Source organism: Erythrobacter litoralis (genome assembly GCF_001719165.1).
Lineage (GTDB): Bacteria > Pseudomonadota > Alphaproteobacteria > Sphingomonadales > Sphingomonadaceae > Erythrobacter > Erythrobacter litoralis.
The window spans coordinates 1,418,869-1,433,821 of record NZ_CP017057.1; the positions used below are offsets into that span (position 1 = coordinate 1,418,869).

General features: G+C 66.7%; 14 protein-coding genes. 8 read left to right on the plus strand and 6 right to left on the minus strand.

What is annotated here, in order from left to right; translation table 11 throughout:
* Nucleotides 1-41 precede the first annotated feature (41 nt).
* Both Ga0102493_RS06750 and lepA read left to right on the plus strand, forming a co-directional pair.
* Nucleotides 42-2,327: a putative bifunctional diguanylate cyclase/phosphodiesterase gene (locus Ga0102493_RS06750; RefSeq protein ID WP_236922318.1), complete on the plus strand. Its 2,286-nt coding sequence runs from the start codon at nucleotides 42-44 to the stop codon at nucleotides 2,325-2,327.
* A gap of 97 nt (nucleotides 2,328-2,424) precedes the next feature.
* Nucleotides 2,425-4,242, plus strand: coding sequence for a translation elongation factor 4 (gene lepA, locus Ga0102493_RS06755; RefSeq protein ID WP_034904815.1), 1,818 nt, complete (start codon nucleotides 2,425-2,427; stop codon nucleotides 4,240-4,242).
* Between the two features lie 77 nt (nucleotides 4,243-4,319).
* Here lepA and Ga0102493_RS06760 read toward each other — a convergent pair whose 3' ends face one another.
* The gene (locus tag Ga0102493_RS06760; RefSeq protein ID WP_051698148.1) at nucleotides 4,320-4,826 is read right to left on the minus strand and encodes a CC0125/CC1285 family lipoprotein; all 507 of its coding nucleotides are present in this window, start codon (nucleotides 4,824-4,826) and stop codon (nucleotides 4,320-4,322) included.
* A gap of 201 nt (nucleotides 4,827-5,027) precedes the next feature.
* Between Ga0102493_RS06760 and Ga0102493_RS06765 the strand changes: the two genes are divergently transcribed.
* Nucleotides 5,028-5,822 carry an outer membrane protein assembly factor BamD gene (locus Ga0102493_RS06765; RefSeq protein ID WP_034904814.1) on the plus strand — a complete coding sequence of 265 codons (795 nt, stop codon included), beginning with the start codon at nucleotides 5,028-5,030 and terminating at the stop codon, nucleotides 5,820-5,822.
* 13 nt (nucleotides 5,823-5,835) lie between these two features.
* On the opposite strand, the gene Ga0102493_RS06770 is transcribed toward Ga0102493_RS06765, so the two are convergent.
* Entirely contained in the window at nucleotides 5,836-6,279 is a 444-nt protein-coding gene (locus tag Ga0102493_RS06770) for a DUF1499 domain-containing protein (protein ID WP_051698146.1), read from the minus strand.
* 113 nt (nucleotides 6,280-6,392) lie between these two features.
* Here Ga0102493_RS06770 and recN point away from each other — a divergent pair, with 113 nt between their 5' ends.
* From recN to Ga0102493_RS06790, 4 genes are all read left to right on the plus strand, one after another.
* Nucleotides 6,393-8,060 (plus strand): DNA repair protein RecN, encoded by a 1,668-nt coding sequence (recN, locus tag Ga0102493_RS06775; RefSeq protein ID WP_034904813.1) that lies wholly within the window; start codon nucleotides 6,393-6,395, stop codon nucleotides 8,058-8,060.
* A complete protein-coding gene (locus Ga0102493_RS06780; protein WP_034904812.1) occupies nucleotides 8,060-8,578 on the plus strand; it encodes a hypothetical protein in 519 nt (172 codons plus the stop codon). Before recN ends, Ga0102493_RS06780 begins: the two co-directional genes overlap by 1 nt.
* Nucleotides 8,579-8,646: 68 nt before the next feature.
* A complete protein-coding gene (gene ligA / locus Ga0102493_RS06785; protein ID WP_034904811.1) occupies nucleotides 8,647-10,773 on the plus strand; it encodes an NAD-dependent DNA ligase LigA in 2,127 nt (708 codons plus the stop codon).
* Nucleotides 10,770-11,273, plus strand: a complete 504-nt coding sequence (locus Ga0102493_RS06790; protein ID WP_051698145.1) for a CinA family protein — start codon at nucleotides 10,770-10,772, stop codon at nucleotides 11,271-11,273. The genes ligA and Ga0102493_RS06790 overlap by 4 nt, the downstream gene beginning before the upstream one ends.
* Here the strand turns inward: Ga0102493_RS06790 and Ga0102493_RS06795 are convergent.
* The 4 genes from Ga0102493_RS06795 to Ga0102493_RS06810 all read right to left on the minus strand — a co-directional run bounded on the left by Ga0102493_RS06795 (nucleotide 11,270) and on the right by Ga0102493_RS06810 (nucleotide 14,454).
* Nucleotides 11,270-11,941 (minus strand): SDR family oxidoreductase, encoded by a 672-nt coding sequence (locus Ga0102493_RS06795; protein WP_034904810.1) that lies wholly within the window; start codon nucleotides 11,939-11,941, stop codon nucleotides 11,270-11,272. The genes Ga0102493_RS06790 and Ga0102493_RS06795 overlap by 4 nt on opposite strands.
* A gap of 204 nt (nucleotides 11,942-12,145) precedes the next feature.
* Complete coding sequence (locus Ga0102493_RS06800; RefSeq protein ID WP_236922319.1) at nucleotides 12,146-12,811, minus strand: TIGR02117 family protein; 666 nt, start codon at nucleotides 12,809-12,811, stop codon at nucleotides 12,146-12,148.
* On the minus strand, nucleotides 12,801-13,727 hold the full coding sequence (locus Ga0102493_RS06805; RefSeq protein ID WP_236922320.1) for a 50S ribosomal protein L11 methyltransferase: 927 nt from the start codon (nucleotides 13,725-13,727) through the stop codon (nucleotides 12,801-12,803). Before Ga0102493_RS06805 ends, Ga0102493_RS06800 begins: the two co-directional genes overlap by 11 nt.
* Entirely contained in the window at nucleotides 13,717-14,454 is a 738-nt protein-coding gene (locus Ga0102493_RS06810; protein WP_034905137.1) for an SDR family NAD(P)-dependent oxidoreductase, read from the minus strand. Before Ga0102493_RS06810 ends, Ga0102493_RS06805 begins: the two co-directional genes overlap by 11 nt.
* A gap of 162 nt (nucleotides 14,455-14,616) precedes the next feature.
* Between Ga0102493_RS06810 and sdhC the strand changes: the two genes are divergently transcribed.
* Complete coding sequence (sdhC, locus tag Ga0102493_RS06815) at nucleotides 14,617-14,952, plus strand: succinate dehydrogenase, cytochrome b556 subunit (protein WP_236922321.1); 336 nt, start codon at nucleotides 14,617-14,619, stop codon at nucleotides 14,950-14,952.
* Nucleotide 14,953: the final 1 nt, after the last annotated feature.

Genomic DNA, 14,953 nt, shown 5'->3' on the forward strand with positions numbered 1-14,953 from the left:
TTTCGCGCGCGCCATGCCCCGGAAAGGGGGCCGCGTGCGCGGTGGACCAAAGCCGGGAGGACATAGGCGACGTGCCCTTGAAGGGTCTGCTGTCTTCGAGAAGCGGGAACATTGCCGCGAACCCGGGCGCAAGAGGCGCCGGGGCCGGATCGTCGCTGTCCGACGCGCAGAAGCTCGCCATGCTCGAGGATCTCGAACGCTCGGGCCTAGGCTGGTTCTGGGCAAGCGATACCGATGGCCGCCTCGCCTATCTTTCCGCGACCATCGCCGAACGGCTCGACGTGCCGATCGACGAACTGGTCGGCCACCCGGTCGCGCAGATATTCCAGCCGGCCGCGAGCGACGGGCGCGAAAAGCCGCTCGCCTTGAGGCTCGGCGCGCACAAGGCGTTCACCGGCCTCGCCGTGCGCGCCGCGAGGCGTCCCGACGGCGCGGTCCTGCGGCTTGCCGGGCATCCGGTGTTCGAGCCGTCCGGGCGGTTCCTCGGCTTTCGCGGCACGGGCGCGGACATCACCGAGGAATGGTACCGCGAGGAGGAGACGGAGCGCCTCGCCAAGTTCGATTCGCTCACCGGCCTCGCCAATCGCCACCGCATGGCGCAGTTCATCGAATCGACTCTCACCGCGTTCAGGGCGGCCAAGCGCAATTGCGCGGTGATGATGCTCGACCTCGACCGGTTCAAGCAGGTCAACGACACGCTCGGCCATGCGGCCGGCGATGAATTGCTCAAACAGGTCGCCGACCGCCTCAAGCGCGCGATCGACCGCGAATGCGAAATCGGGCGGCTTGGGGGCGACGAATTCCAGGTCATGCTGCCCGACCTCGACGATCGCGGCGTTCTGGGCGAGATCGCGATGAAGGTCATCGCCATGCTCAAGCAGCCCTACAGCCTCGCCGAAGGACGCTGCGTGATCGGATCCTCGGTCGGCATCGCGATTGCGCCGCATGACGGGGTCACGCGCGAGGAAGTGGTGCGTTCGGCCGACCTTGCGCTCTATGCCGCGAAGAATGGCGGGCGCGGGCAGTTCCGGTTCTATTCGGGCGAACTCGAGAACGAGACGATCTTCCGCCGCCGCCTGGAGGCCGATCTCGGCACGGGGCTTTCGGAAAACCAGCTCTTCGTCAAATACCAGCCGGTGATCGAGGCGAAGAGCGGCAAGGTGACGACGCTCGAGGCGAAGATCTGCTGGAATCATTCGCAGCGCGGCGAGATCGACGAGGAGGAATTCGCCAGCATCCTCGACGGCTCCTCGCTGGTCGGCGATGTCGGACGCTGGGCGATCCGCGAGGCGTGTTCGCATGCCGCGCTATGGCCCGAAAGCGTGCGCGTCGCGATCGGCGTGCCGGTTGCTCTGTTCAGCGAGCAAGGATTCGTCGACACGGTCGCCGAGGCGCTTTCGGAGGCCGATCTGCCTGCGAACCGGGTCGAACTGGGAATCAGCGAGGCGGTCTTCTTCGGCGATGCGAACGAGGTCGACCGCACGCTGGGGCGCCTGTTCAAGCTCGGCGTGCGCCTGACGCTCGACGAATTCGGCTCGGGCTATTCAAGCCTCGCCTATCTGCGCCGCGCGCCGTTCGACACGATCCGCATCGACAGCCGCCTCGTCGCCGAGGCCGACCGCGAGACCAATGGCGGCGAGAGCCGCGAACTGGGCCTTGTGCGTGCGATCGTCGCGCTTGCGGGCGCTCTTGGCATGGACACGCTGGCAGGCGGGATCGAGACGATGTCGCTCAACCATGCACTGACCGAATGCGGGATCGGTTTCGTGCAGGGGCCGATCTATTACGAGGCCGCCCCGCGCGAGACGGTCGAGGCCGAGATCATGGGCGAGGGCTGGCGGATCGACCCGTCGAGCGACCGCACCGCCCGCGCGCGCCGCCGCACCGTGCTGCGCAAGATCAACGTCATCCACGACGACCATTCCTACGAGGTGACCCTGCGCAACCTGTCGCGCACGGGGGCTCTGATCCAGGGGCTGATGGACGTGCCCAAGGGGACGCAGTTCGTGGTCGACCTTGGCGGCGGGCAGCTTGCCGTTGCGACCGTGACGCGCACCAATGGCGACACGCAGGGGCTCGAATTCGAACAGCACCTCGTCGATGACGGCTCGGGCGGTCTCGTCACGAGGAACCGCGTCAGTCCCTATGCGCTCGCCGCCGCCGGGGCGCCGCTCGCCGCGCTGTCGCCGGGAAGCTACAAGGCGATGGGCGGAATGTCGCGCCAAGGCGGGCACGGCGAAGGGGGGCACGGCGAAGGCGGGCAGGGCGAAGGCCAGTCGATCCCGCAATTCGGCTATGCGAAAAGCGCGCGGGTCGAACAGGCCTGATACGCACCTCCGAAGCTTCCCCCTGAAACGCCCCGCGCGCTGACTTGCGTTTTTCTCGCATGACACTGCGCGAGAGCGGCGCTATTCGCGTGCGCAAATGACCGACCTTTCAAAGATCCGCAATTTCTCCATCATCGCGCATATCGACCATGGCAAGTCGACGCTCGCCGACCGGTTGATCCAGGTCTGCGGGGGCCTCACCGAACGCGAGATGAAGGAGCAGATCCTCGACAACATGGATATCGAGCGCGAGCGCGGTATCACCATCAAGGCGCAGACCGTCCGGCTCGACTACACCGCGAGCGACGGGGTGACCTACCAATTGAACCTGATGGACACGCCGGGCCATGTCGACTTCGCCTACGAAGTCAGCCGCAGCCTCGCCGCGTGCGAGGGTGCGCTGCTGGTGGTCGATGCGGCGCAGGGGGTCGAGGCGCAGACTCTCGCCAATGTCTACCAGTCGATCGAGCACGACCACGAGATCGTCCCCGTCATCAACAAGATCGATCTGCCCGCCGCCGATCCGGACAAGGTCCGCGCCGAGATCGAGGACATCATCGGTCTGGATGCGTCCGATGCGGTGCTCACCAGCGCGAAATCGGGCATCGGCATCGAGGACGTGCTCGAGGCGATCGTCAGGCGCATCCCGCCGCCTGTCGGCACGCGCGAGGCTCCGCTCAAGGCGAGCCTGGTCGATTCCTGGTACGATCCCTATCTCGGCGTCGTCATCCTAGTGCGCGTGCTCGAAGGAACGCTCACCAAGGGGATGGGCATTCGCTTCATGCAGGGCGGCACGCAGCATCTCGTCGACCGCGTCGGCTGCTTCACCCCCAAGCGCACCGATCTGCCCGAACTCGGCCCCGGCGAAATCGGCTTCATCACCGCCCAGATCAAGGAAGTCGAACAGGCCCGCGTCGGCGACACCATCACCACGGTCAAGAACGGCGCGGACAAGGCGCTGCCCGGTTACCGCGAACCGCAGCCCGTCGTCTTCTGCGGCCTGTTCCCGGTCGACGCCGCCGATTTCGAGAAATTGCGCGAGAGCATCGGCAAGCTGCGCTTGAACGACGCGAGCTTTTCCTACGAAATGGAATCGAGCGCAGCGCTCGGCTTCGGCTTCCGCTGCGGGTTTCTCGGCCTGCTGCACCTGGAAATCATCCAGGAGCGGCTGAGCCGCGAATACGACCTCGACCTCATCACCACCGCGCCTTCGGTCGTCTACCGCGTCCATCTCGGCCATACCAAGACCGAGGACGCGAAGGTCATCGACATCCACAATCCCGCCGACTGGCCGGACGTCAACCGGATCGAGATGATCGAGGAGCCGTGGATCAAGGCGGTGATCTACACGCCCGACGAATATCTCGGCGCGATCCTGAAACTGTGCCAGGACCGGCGCGGGGTCCAGACCGACCTCACCTATGTCGGCGGGCGCGCGCAGGTGACCTACGAATTGCCGCTGAACGAAGTGGTGTTCGATTTCTACGACCGCCTGAAAAGCATTTCGCGCGGCTATGCGAGCTTCGACTACGAACAGATCGGCAATCGCGAGGGCGATCTCGTCAAGATGAACATCCTCGTCAACAACGAGCCGGTCGATGCGCTTTCGCTCATCGTCCACCGCTCGGTCGCCGAGGAGCGCGGGCGCGGCATGTGCGAGCGTCTGAAGGACCTCATTCCGCGCCACCTGTTCAAGATCCCGATCCAGGCCGCGATCGGCGGCAAGATCATCGCCCGCGAAACCATCGCCGCCCTGCGCAAGGACGTCACCGCCAAGTGCTATGGCGGCGACATCAGCCGCAAGAAGAAGCTGCTGGACAAGCAGAAGAAGGGCAAGGCGCGGATGCGGGAATACGGCAATGTGTCGATCCCGCAGGAAGCGTTCATCGCGGCGCTGAGGATGGGCGAGGAATAGCGCCCCGCGCCTCGATTGCGCGGCAATCGGCAATCGGGCCGCGGGACGGCTTCACTTCCGTAGCAGGCTAACCCGCCTCAGCCCTCGGGCATCTCCACATAGTCGCCCAGCCGCGCCAGCACCGCGCTCGCATCGAACGTGTCCTCGGCGCTTGCAGGGGCGTTCCCGCGATACATCTCAATCACGGCCGAGGCGCTGTACTGGTCGCTCGCGCTGATCCGCGCGGCGGGGAAGGGCGTCCCGCCAAGGGGATTGTACACGCCCCAGCCGAAATCGGCGTTGTAATAGCGCCAGCCGGGAGCCCAGCCCGGATAGGTCGTGGGCAGCGTGTCGATATCGATATCCGCCTCGGTCTGCTCTCGCACGACATAGAAGCCGTCATAGCCCTTCTGCCGGGTCAGTTCGGCGGCGCGGTAGAGGAGATATTCCTCGACCGTCTCGCGCGCCGTCACCTCGTTGCCGGAAAAGCTCACGCGGTAACGGTCGGCGGCGATCTGCTCGCTCTGGTAACCGAATTGCTGGCCGGCGACTTCGGCCGACTGGTAGGGCGTCGAGGTGGCGCAGGCCCCGAGCGAGACGGTCATTCCAAGCGCGGTGGCGGCAGCGAGTGCGTTGCGGGTTCCTAAAATATGTAACCTCCTGAAATATAACATTCTTTTTCAGGAACGAGATCGGGAGGGGCGAAGTTCCGAAATCCGTCAGGGGAAAGGTGATCGGGAATGTCCCCGCACCGCTCGCCAACCTTCACTTGGCGTTCAGCGAGGGCGCAGCTATACGCTCGCCCCATGACGACCCGGATCACGACCAAGCTTTCGCGCGCTGCTCTTCTCGGCGCCGCCGTCCTTGCCACGAGCGCCTGCGGCGGCGGCTCGGCCAACGAGGATGTCGCCTATGTCGCGCGCGACGTCGAATCGCTCTATGCCGAAGCGCAGCGGCGGCTCGATCGCGGCAATACGATCCTTGCCGCGGCCCTGTTCGACGAGGTCGAACGCCAGCACCCCTATTCGCCCTGGGCGCGCCGTGCGCAGCTGATGAGCGCGTTCAGCTATTACCTCGCGCGCGATTACAACAAGGCGATCCAGAACGCGCAGCGTTTCCTGTCGATCCACCCGGGGAACAAGGACGCGCCCTACGCCTATTACCTGATCGCGCTGTCCTATTACGAACAGATCAGCGACGTGAACCGCGACCAGAAGATCACCGAACAGGCGCAGACCGCGCTCGAGGAGGTCAACCGCCGCTTTCCGCAGAGCGAATACGCCGCCGATGCGCGGCTGAAGCTGGATCTCGTCGCCGATCACCTCGCGGGCAAGGAAATGGAGATCGGGCGATTTTACCAGCGTTCGGGCCAGTGGCTTGCCGCCGCGATCCGGTTCCGCAACGTGATCGAGGAATTCGACACGACCAGCCACACGCCCGAGGCGCTCTATCGCCTGACTGAAAGCAATCTCGCGCTCGGCATCCCGGACGAAGCGGTGAAATACGCATCGGTGCTGGGGGCGAACTATCCCGGCAGCGAGTGGTATGAAAAGGCGTACAAGCTGATCGACAAGCACGCCGACGGCGTCAGGCCGAGCTAGGTTCCCTTCACGCTCACACCGCGAGCCTCGCGCGCAGGTCTTCGACGCGCGCCGCGTTGACGCCATTGTCCGAATGACCGACCCGCGAGGCCGAGCGCACGTGCACCGCGTCTTCGGCCCTGCGCAGTTCGAGGTCATCGACGAAGCCGAAGGTGCGCGAGGTGAATTCGGCCGCGATGTAATCCGCCTCCTGCCGGGTCACGGTGCCGCCCATTTCAGCGATCGCGCCGGGCAGGACCTCCCAGTTTTCCAGCGGGAGCGGCGGGGTTCGCCTGGCCGGCGCCGTCCCCGCTTCGCTGGAGACGCAATTGGGGCTGTCGGGACAGGGCGCCAGCGCGCCGTCCACCCGTCCGGGCGCGCTCCCGCGCTTCGAATACTGCCCGAGCGCGGCGAAACCTCCCACGGCCAGCGCCGCAAGGCCGATCAGCGTGACGGTGCCCGTTCGGATGATGCTCATGCATTCTCCAAATACCGGCGATCGTAACCGTTCCCGGCGCGGTTCGATAGCTGTTCGCAAAGGGCCTCTCCACGCGTGACCGGCGGCCAAGCTTGGGTTAACAGGATCGCGCCATGCTGACCCGGCTTTCGATCCGCAACATCGTCCTCATCGAAGCGCTCGATCTCGAGTTTCGCGGCGGGCTCGGCGTGCTCACCGGCGAAACCGGGGCGGGCAAGTCGATCCTGCTCGATGCGCTCGGCCTCGTGCTCGGCGACCGCGCGGAAACCGCGCTGGTGCGCGCCGGTGAGGACAAGGCGAGCGTGACCGCGAGTTTCGTCTTTCCCGCGCTTCCCGCAGGGATAGCCGAAACGCTCGACGATGCGGGCATCGAGATCGAGCCGGGCGAGCCGCTGCTGATCCGGCGGCAGGTCAAGGCCGATGGCGGCTCCAAGGCCTTCGTCAACGATCAGTCCGCCAGTGTCGCCCTGCTGCGCGCGCTTGCCCCGGCGCTGGTAGAACTGCACGGCCAGCACGACGATCGCGGCCTCGTAAACCCGCGCGGCCACCGCGAATTGCTAGACCGCTATGCCGGCACCGACCTTGCCGCGCTCGCCGCCGCATGGCGCGACTGGGCGAAGGCCGAGGCGCAGCTGGCCGAGGCGCGGGCCGAGGTCGAACAGGCGAAGGCGGACGAGGACCTGCTCACGGCGCATCTCGCCGAACTCGACGCGCTCACGCCCGAGGTGGGCGAGGAAGAACGCCTCGCCGCCCAGCGCATCGACCTGCAGAAGGGCGAGCGGCTGTCGGGCGAACTCGAGGAATTGCGCCACATCTGGGAGGGTTCGGATTCGCCGCTCGCGAGCCTGCGGGTGGCGGCGCGCAAGCTCGACCGGATCGCCGAGGAACACCCGCTGCTGGCCGAGGCGCTGGCCGCGCTCGACCGGGCGGTGATCGAGGCGGGGGAGGCGGAGGAAACGCTCGAACGCGCGGCCGAGGCGCTGGTGCATGACCCTGCCGCGCTCGAGGCGGCGGAGACGCGCCTGTTCGACCTGCGCGCGCTCGCCCGCAAGCACCGCTGCGAGGTCGATGAACTGCCCGCACTGATGGAGGAAATGCGCCGCAAGCTCGCCGCGATCGAGGGCGGGGAGGCGGAACTGGGCGCGCTCGAACGCGCCGCGACAGAGGCGCGCGCGGCTTACCTCGCAGCGGCCGATGCGGCGCACGAGGCGCGCGCCAAGGCGGCGGCGCGGCTCGACAAGGCGGTGGCGGCCGAGCTAGCGCCGTTGAAACTCGACGCGGCGCGGTTCAGGACGGCGATCACCGGCCTGCCGGAGGACAAGTGGGGCGCGCTGGGCCGCGACGCGGTCGAATTCCTGATCGCCACCAATCCCGGCGCCGATTTCGCGCCGCTCGCCAAGATCGCGAGCGGCGGCGAATTGTCGCGCTTCATCCTCGCGCTGAAAGTGGCGCTGGCGGAAAAGGGCGGGGCGGCGACGATCATCTTCGACGAAATCGACCGCGGCGTGGGCGGCGCAGTGGCGAGCGCCATCGGCGAACGGCTGGCGCGGCTGGCCAGCGATGAGGGGCAGCTTCTGGCGGTGACCCACTCGCCCCAAGTCGCGGCGCGCGGGGGCCAGCACTACCTCATTGCCAAGGCGTCGTCCGGCACGGTGACGAAGACGAGCGTGGTGCTGCTCGGCGCTGAAGGGCGGCAGGAGGAGATCGCGCGGATGCTTTCCGGGGCGGAGGTCACGCCGGAGGCAAGGGCGCAGGCGGATCGGCTGCTGGAGGGGGTGTGATGGACAAGACATCGGTCGTCGGCCTAACCGCAATTGCCGGATTTGTGGCGGGAGGCGTTTGGCTCTCCGCCCTGCTGGACCGCAGCCCCGATCCGACCGAGCCGGTCGCCGCAGCGATCAAGGCGGATTTTTCCGAATATATCCCCTATCTGAAGGATCCAGTCAGAAGGGCGGAAGCCGGGATCGACAAGGCCGCGATTTGTATCCAGACCGAAGAATTGCTCGATTACCCAATCCTCGCGGATCGGCTCGCGGACAGTTTCCTACACCCGATACCGGTTGCGGATTGCACCAGCAAAACCGTCGAAGGCGATTTCGGGATGTTCACCGCGCTGACCTACTGGTTCGACAAGGACGGCGCGGAGGCTGGGAAGATCGACGTAGTTGCGGTCCGTTGCCCAACGCCCTCGCGCTGCTTCGTCGATATCGACCACCGAGGCGGCGGCAATCGTTACGAGGCGATACGTTCAGATGGCAGATGGATGGCGAAATGGCACAAGATGCGCTGGGTGGTCTGAATGACAAGAAAGAAGGATCGGAGCGCTCGTCCGGCCGCCTTCATTGAACGGATGAGGCCGATTTGTTGATGACTGACACCGCCAACCTCACCGAAGCCGAAGCCGCGAACGAGCTGATGCGGCTCGCCAAGGCCATCGCGAAGCACGACCGGCTCTACCACGCCGAGGATTCGCCCGAGATCTCCGACGCCGAATACGACGCGCTGGTGCGCCGCAATGCCGAGCTGGAGGAAGCTTTCCCGCATCTCGTGCGCGAGGACAGCCCCTCGAAGAAGGTCGGCCACGCGGTCGCCGCCTCGCCCTTGAGCAAGGTCACCCACGAGGTTCGCATGATGAGCCTCGATAACGCATTCAGCGCAGAAGAGGTCGAGGAATGGGCCGCGCGGGTGCGGCGTTATCTTGCTCTGCCCGAGGATGACCCGCTCGCCTTCACCGCCGAGGACAAGATCGACGGGCTCTCATGCTCGCTGCGCTACGAGGACGGCGTGCTGGTGCGCGCCGCGACGCGCGGGGATGGGCAGGTGGGCGAGGATGTCACGCCCAATGTCGGCCATATCGCCGACATCCCGCAGCAGCTCCCGAAAGGCGTTCCCGCCGTCTTCGAGGTGCGCGGCGAGGTCTACATGGAGCGCGCCGCCTTCGCCGACCTCAACGCCCGGCTGATGGAGGACGCGCGCGCTGCCGCCGAGGACAAGGGCGAGGACTTCGACCCCGCAAAAGTCCGCCAGTTCGCCAATCCTCGCAATGCGGCGGCCGGCTCGCTGCGGCAGAAGGATGCGAGCGTGACCGCGAAACGCCCCTTGCGGTTCTGGGCGCATGGCTGGGGCGCGGTGAGCGATGTTCCGGGCGAGACGCAGGAAGATGTGGTCGAGGCCCTGCGGCGCTGGGGCTTTCCGATCTCGCCGCTGTTCACGCGGGTCGAGAGCGTCGAGGGCCTGCTCGCGCAATATGACCGTATCGGCAAAGCGCGCCCGGACCTTCCCTATGAAATCGACGGGGTCGTCTACAAGGTCGACCGATTGGACTACCAGCAGCGATTGGGCTTCGTCGCCAAGGCCCCGCGCTGGGCATTGGCGCACAAATTCCCCGCCGAGCGGGCCGAGACGGTGCTGGAGGCGATCGACATCCAGGTCGGGCGCACCGGCAAACTGACCCCGGTGGGCCGCCTCGCCCCCGTTCTGGTGGGCGGGGTGACGGTGACCAATGTCACGCTCCACAATCGCGACGAGATCGCGCGCCTCGGCGTCCGTCCCGGCGACCGGGTGGTGATTCAGCGCGCGGGCGACGTGATCCCGCAGGTGGTCGAGAACCTGACGCGCGAGGAAACGCGCGAGCCCTTCCACTTCCCCGACCATTGCCCACGCTGCGGCAGCGAGGCGGTGGCCGAAGAGGGCGAGGTCGACGTGCGCTGCACCGGCGGCCTTATCTGCCCCGCCCAGCGCACCCAGCGGCTCGAACATTTCGTCAGCCGCAAGGCGCTCGACATCGACGGGTTCGGGACCAAGACCATCGCCCAGTTCTTCGAACTCGGCTGGCTCGAAAGCCCGGCCGACATCTTCCGCCTGAAACAGCGGCGCAGCGACATTCTCGCGCTGGAGGGGTGGCAGGACAAGTCTGTGGATAACCTGTTGGCAGCAGTGGAGAACCGCCGCGAGCCGGACGCCGCGCGGCTGCTTTTCGGCCTCGGCATCCGCCACGTGGGCGAGGTGACGGCTCGCGACCTCCTAAAGAACTTCCACGAACTCCGCGTCATCCGCGATCTTGCCCAAAGGGCCCGCGCCGGGGACGAGGAAGCGGCCGGAGAACTCACCGCAATCGACGGGATCGGGCCGAGCGTGGTCGAGGCGCTGGGCGATTTCTTCCACGAACCGCACAATGTTGCGGTGTGGGAGGACATTCTCTCCCAAGTCAGCCCGCCGCGCTACGAGGTCGAAACACTAGACAGTCCCGTCGCAGGGAAAACCGTGGTCTTCACCGGCAAGCTCGAGACGATGAGCCGCGACGAGGCCAAGGCGCAGGCCGAGCGTTTGGGCGCGAAGGCGGCGGGCAGTGTCTCGGCCAAGACCGATCTGCTGGTCGCGGGGCCGGGGGCGGGGTCGAAGCTGAAGAAGGCCGAGGAACTCGGGATCGAAGTGGTCGACGAGGCGGGCTGGGCGGTAATCGTCGCCCGGGCCGATGCAGGGGCGGGCGTGTGAGCGACCTGCTCCGCGACCTTCACCCGCAGGCGCTCCGCATCGCCGGGGCGCTGCGCTCGCGCGGCGAGAAGGTCGCGGTCGCCGACGGGTCCACGGGCGGGCTGATTGCGGCGAGCCTGCTGACCGTTCCGGGCGCGCTCGATTTCTTCGTCGGGGGCGGGGTGGTCTATTCCCTGCGGGCACGCGATGTCCTGTTCGCTCTCCCGCGCGAGGCCTATCGGGGTATGCGCGGGGCGAGCGAGGATTATGCCGCGCTCCAGGCGCGCGCGATTAGGGACAATTTCGGCGCCGAATGGGGCCTTGCCGAAAGCGGTTCGGTCGGCGGATCGAACCACCCCACGGGCGCTCCGGCGGGCCGCAGCGTGGCGGCCATTGCCGGCCCCGACGGGTTCGAGCGGACCGCCCCGATCGAAACCGCCAGCGATGATCGCATCGCCAACATGGCCGACTTCACCCGCAATGCGCTCGACCTGCTCGAACGCTCGCTCGCCGAAGCCTAGTCGTTGGGCATGATGTAGATTTCGCGCACCGCTGCCGTCTTCGGCTGCTCGAGCGCATAGACCACCGCGTTCGCCACGTCCTCGGGCTGGATCTTGGTCGGCATCTCGTCGTCGAAGAAATCGGTGTTGACCATGCCCGGCGCGATCACCGTGCAGCGTCCGCCCCATTCGCGCATTTCCTCGGCAAGGTTCTCGCCGAAACCGTGGACGAACCACTTGGTCGCCGAATACACCGAGCCCTTCATGTTGTCGCGCCCGGCCTTGGACCCGGTGACGAGGAAATGGCCCTTGGTCTTTCTCAGGTGCGGGATCGCCTCGTGCGCAGCATAGAGCACGGCGAGCACGTTGATGTGGATCATCTTGTGCCAGTCCTCGGGATCGCCGTTTTCGATGCCGGGCTGCTTCGCGCCGGTGCCCGCATTGGCATAGACCGCATCGATTCCGCCGAAATGCTCCGCCGTTTTCGCGAGCGCATCCCTGATCGCGTCGCGGTCCGTCGCGTCGCAGGGCAGCGCGAGAGCATGCTCGCCGATTTCGTCCGCGAGTTTTCCCAGCTTGTCTTCGGAGCGCGCGACCAGCGCGACGTTCCAGCCTGCCTTTGCCGCCGCACGCGCGGTTGCCGCGCCGATACCGGAGGAAGCTCCGGTGATGAGAAGGGTTCGGGTCATGCGAATGTCTCCCTATCGTTTTGTGTTGGTTCCTTGCCTTTCAAGCGAGCGGGACCGGGCGCGGTTCCGGCGGAGAGATTTTCGCACCGGTGTCGAATCCGGCCGGGCAGGCGCGTCTTCGGGCGAGGACGGGGCGCGGATGATCCCGGTCCCGCCGCGCGCCGGGCGGCCATGGCTCGTGCGAGGCCGCGCCGGGTTCACGCCCTAGCTTTCAGGCACCCACTTCATCACCCCGCCGGAAAGCGGCGTCCACCAGCCCGTGCGAATGCCCGCCTGCGCGAGCCGGTCGCTGGTCCACTGGTTGCAGGTCCGCCCGAGATGGTAGGTGCCGCGCGCGGAATAGAACACGTCGTGTCGCGCATATCCCGCAAAGCTTCGTGCATCCGGTGCGAGATCGGAGGCGATATTCGCGGCGAGCGCGCGATATTGTTCAGGGCTGATGCGCAGGCGCCGGAAGTTTTCAGAAGGGGCGGGGCGGACATACCAGGAGACATGGATCAGGCCTTCGCCTCCGGTGATTGCACCCAGCGCATTGCCGAGCTCGAAATCGGCCCAGGTCGGGGTTTCGAGAAAGAAGGTGCGCTCGCCCCAGCTCACCGCGACATGGGTGTAGGGGCGCGCGCTGGCAGTGATGTCCGCGGGCGGGAAATGCGCGCGCCAGTCATGCCCCTCGGCAAGGATCGGCATGACGATTTCGGTGTGGACACCGTTGTCGCCGACCATGATCGTGACACCGGTTCCGGGCTCTTGCCAGTGCGCATTGCGCGGGATCGAAGAGCCGATCCATGCCGTAAGCCCGAAGAGGACGGGCAGGGCGACAAGGGCGAGCGCGGCCCGCAGCAGCCAGCGGCGCAGGTCCCTAGCGGCCACGGCGCTTGCGCAGCCACAGGATCGCCCAGTCGCCGCGCTGGATGCGGGCGACGAGGTGGAATCCCGTGCGGCGATAGGCGCGGCGCACTGCGGTCTCCTGCTCGCCTGCAAGAAGCCCCGCCAGCAGCACGCTTGCGCCCGGCGCCGTGTGGCGCGCGAAATCGGGGGCGAGTTCGACGAGCGGGCCGGCAAGGATATTGGCGATCAGCAGATCGTAGCGCGCATTCACGCGCAGCAATTCGTGATCCATCCCCTCGGCGACGACGAAGGCCATCTGGCCGGGTCTGGGGCCCAGCGCGATACGGTTGAGCGCGGCGTTCTCGGCCACGACCCCGGCGCAGACCTCGTCGATGTCAGAAGCCGTGGCATGGGCGAGTGGCCACAGCCGCAGCGCGGCAAAGCCGAGCAGCCCGGTCCCCGTGCCGATATCGGCGATCCGCCGCGCGACGACGCCGCGCGCCTTCATCTCGCCCAGCATTTCGAGGCAGCCCGCCGTGGTGCGGTGCTGGCCGGTGCCGAAGGCCTGGCTTGCCGGGATGACGAAATCGATCGCATCCGGATCTGTGGGAAATTCGGGTGTGTGGACGTGAAACCGTCCGGCGCGGATCGGCTGGACGTTCTGCTGCGAGAGCGTCAGCCAATCCTGCGCGGGCAGGCGCTCGACCGCGATCTCGGGCGGATTATCGGCAAAGAGGCCCGCCAGCGCCGCTTCCTGTTCGGCGCCCGGCTCGCGCGGATACCAGCCTTCGAGCACCCAGTCCTCGGGCCGGTCCTCGGCCAGTTCGCGGCCCGCAATGACCAGTTCGGCGTCCCATTCGTCGATCATGTCATGGGCAAGCAGCGCCTGCTGCACCGCGCGCTTTCCGGCATGGGCGGTGAGCTTCCAGGTCTCGCCGGAGGCGGCGTCAGCGGACAAAGCTCGCCCCGTTCGCATCGATCACCGCGCCCGTCATGCTGGCAGGCGCGTCGAGTGCGCAGAAGGCGGCGATGGACGCGATCTCCTCCGGCTCGGCCACGCGGCCGAGCGGGATGTCGGCAAGCAGGCCCGGACCGCCCCGGCTTTCGAGATAGTCGCCTGCCATGCTCGTATCGGTGAAGCCGGGCGTGATCGCGTAGCTAAGCACGCCCATGTTCGCATAGGCGCGCGCGATCGTCTTGTGCATCGCGACCATCCCGCCCTTGGCCGCGGCATAGTGCCAGTGCGTAGGGGAATCGCCGCGATAGGCGGCCCGGCTGGCGACATGGACCAGCCGCCCGCGCACCCCGTCCTCCCCCGCATCGCCATCGAGCCAGTGGAGCACGGCGAGCCGCGACAGCTGCGCCGCCGCGGTCAGGTTGATGCGCAGCGTGTCCTCCCACGCATCGAGCCATTCGATATCGGAACGCTCCAGCCGCGAAGCCTCGAACAGTCCGGCATTGTTGACCAGCGCATCGATCCGCCCGCCGCCCGCTTCGAGCGCTTGCTCCCAGAGCATTTGCGGCGCGGCAGGATCGGTGAAGTCGGCGGCGATCTCGATGCCGCCTTCATCGCCGGCTCTGCCGCGCGTCGAATGGCCGATCACCGTGACCCCGCGCGCCGCCAGCGATTGCCGCGTCGCCGCGCCTATACCCCGGCTCGAACCCGTAACAAGAATGACACTCATGCAATCCCCTATCCCGAAATTTGCAAGCGCTGTCGAGCGCTGGCCGCTTGCCACAAGGCACAGCATCGTTAAGTGAGAGCCGGGATATCAATGCGAGCACGAATGACCATGAGCCAAAGACCGCTTTCTCCGCATCTCCAGATCTGGCGGTGGGGACCGCACATGCTGGTTTCGATCCTGCACCGGGTGACGGGATCGGCCATGGCGCTGGTCGGCCTGCCGCTGCTGGCCTGGTTCCTGGGTGCGCTAGCAAGCGGGCCGGAAGCCTATGCGACCTTTGCCGGGATCATGGGCACGCTGCCGGGCTATGTCGTGCTGTTCGGCCTTTCCTGGGCTTTCTTCAACCACATGATGAGCGGCCTCAGGCATTTCGTGCTCGATATCGGGGCGGGCTACGATCTTGACGTGAACCGTTTCTGGTCAGTCGCCTCGCCCATCATCGCCGCGGCGCTGACGATCGCGCTGTGGTCCTGGCTGCTGCTGGCGAAGGGGATCTGAA

Excerpts from the sequence above, each read along its gene's own strand:
- Ga0102493_RS06760 (WP_051698148.1), bottom strand. The coding sequence starts at position 4,826 with ATGACCGTCTCGCTCGGGGCCTGCGCCACCTCGACGCCCTACCAGTCG.
- lepA (WP_034904815.1), top strand. The coding sequence starts at position 2,425 with ATGACCGACCTTTCAAAGATCCGCAATTTCTCCATCATCGCGCATATC.
- Ga0102493_RS06765 (WP_034904814.1), top strand. The coding sequence starts at position 5,028 with ATGACGACCCGGATCACGACCAAGCTTTCGCGCGCTGCTCTTCTCGGC.
- sdhC (WP_236922321.1), top strand. The coding sequence starts at position 14,617 with ATGCTGGTTTCGATCCTGCACCGGGTGACGGGATCGGCCATGGCGCTG.
- Ga0102493_RS06810 (WP_034905137.1), bottom strand. The coding sequence starts at position 14,454 with ATGAGTGTCATTCTTGTTACGGGTTCGAGCCGGGGTATAGGCGCGGCG.
- recN (WP_034904813.1), top strand. The coding sequence starts at position 6,393 with ATGCTGACCCGGCTTTCGATCCGCAACATCGTCCTCATCGAAGCGCTC.
- Ga0102493_RS06770 (WP_051698146.1), bottom strand. The coding sequence starts at position 6,279 with ATGAGCATCATCCGAACGGGCACCGTCACGCTGATCGGCCTTGCGGCG.
- Ga0102493_RS06780 (WP_034904812.1), top strand. The coding sequence starts at position 8,060 with ATGGACAAGACATCGGTCGTCGGCCTAACCGCAATTGCCGGATTTGTG.
- Ga0102493_RS06795 (WP_034904810.1), bottom strand. The coding sequence starts at position 11,941 with ATGACCCGAACCCTTCTCATCACCGGAGCTTCCTCCGGTATCGGCGCG.
- ligA (WP_034904811.1), top strand. The coding sequence starts at position 8,647 with ATGACTGACACCGCCAACCTCACCGAAGCCGAAGCCGCGAACGAGCTG.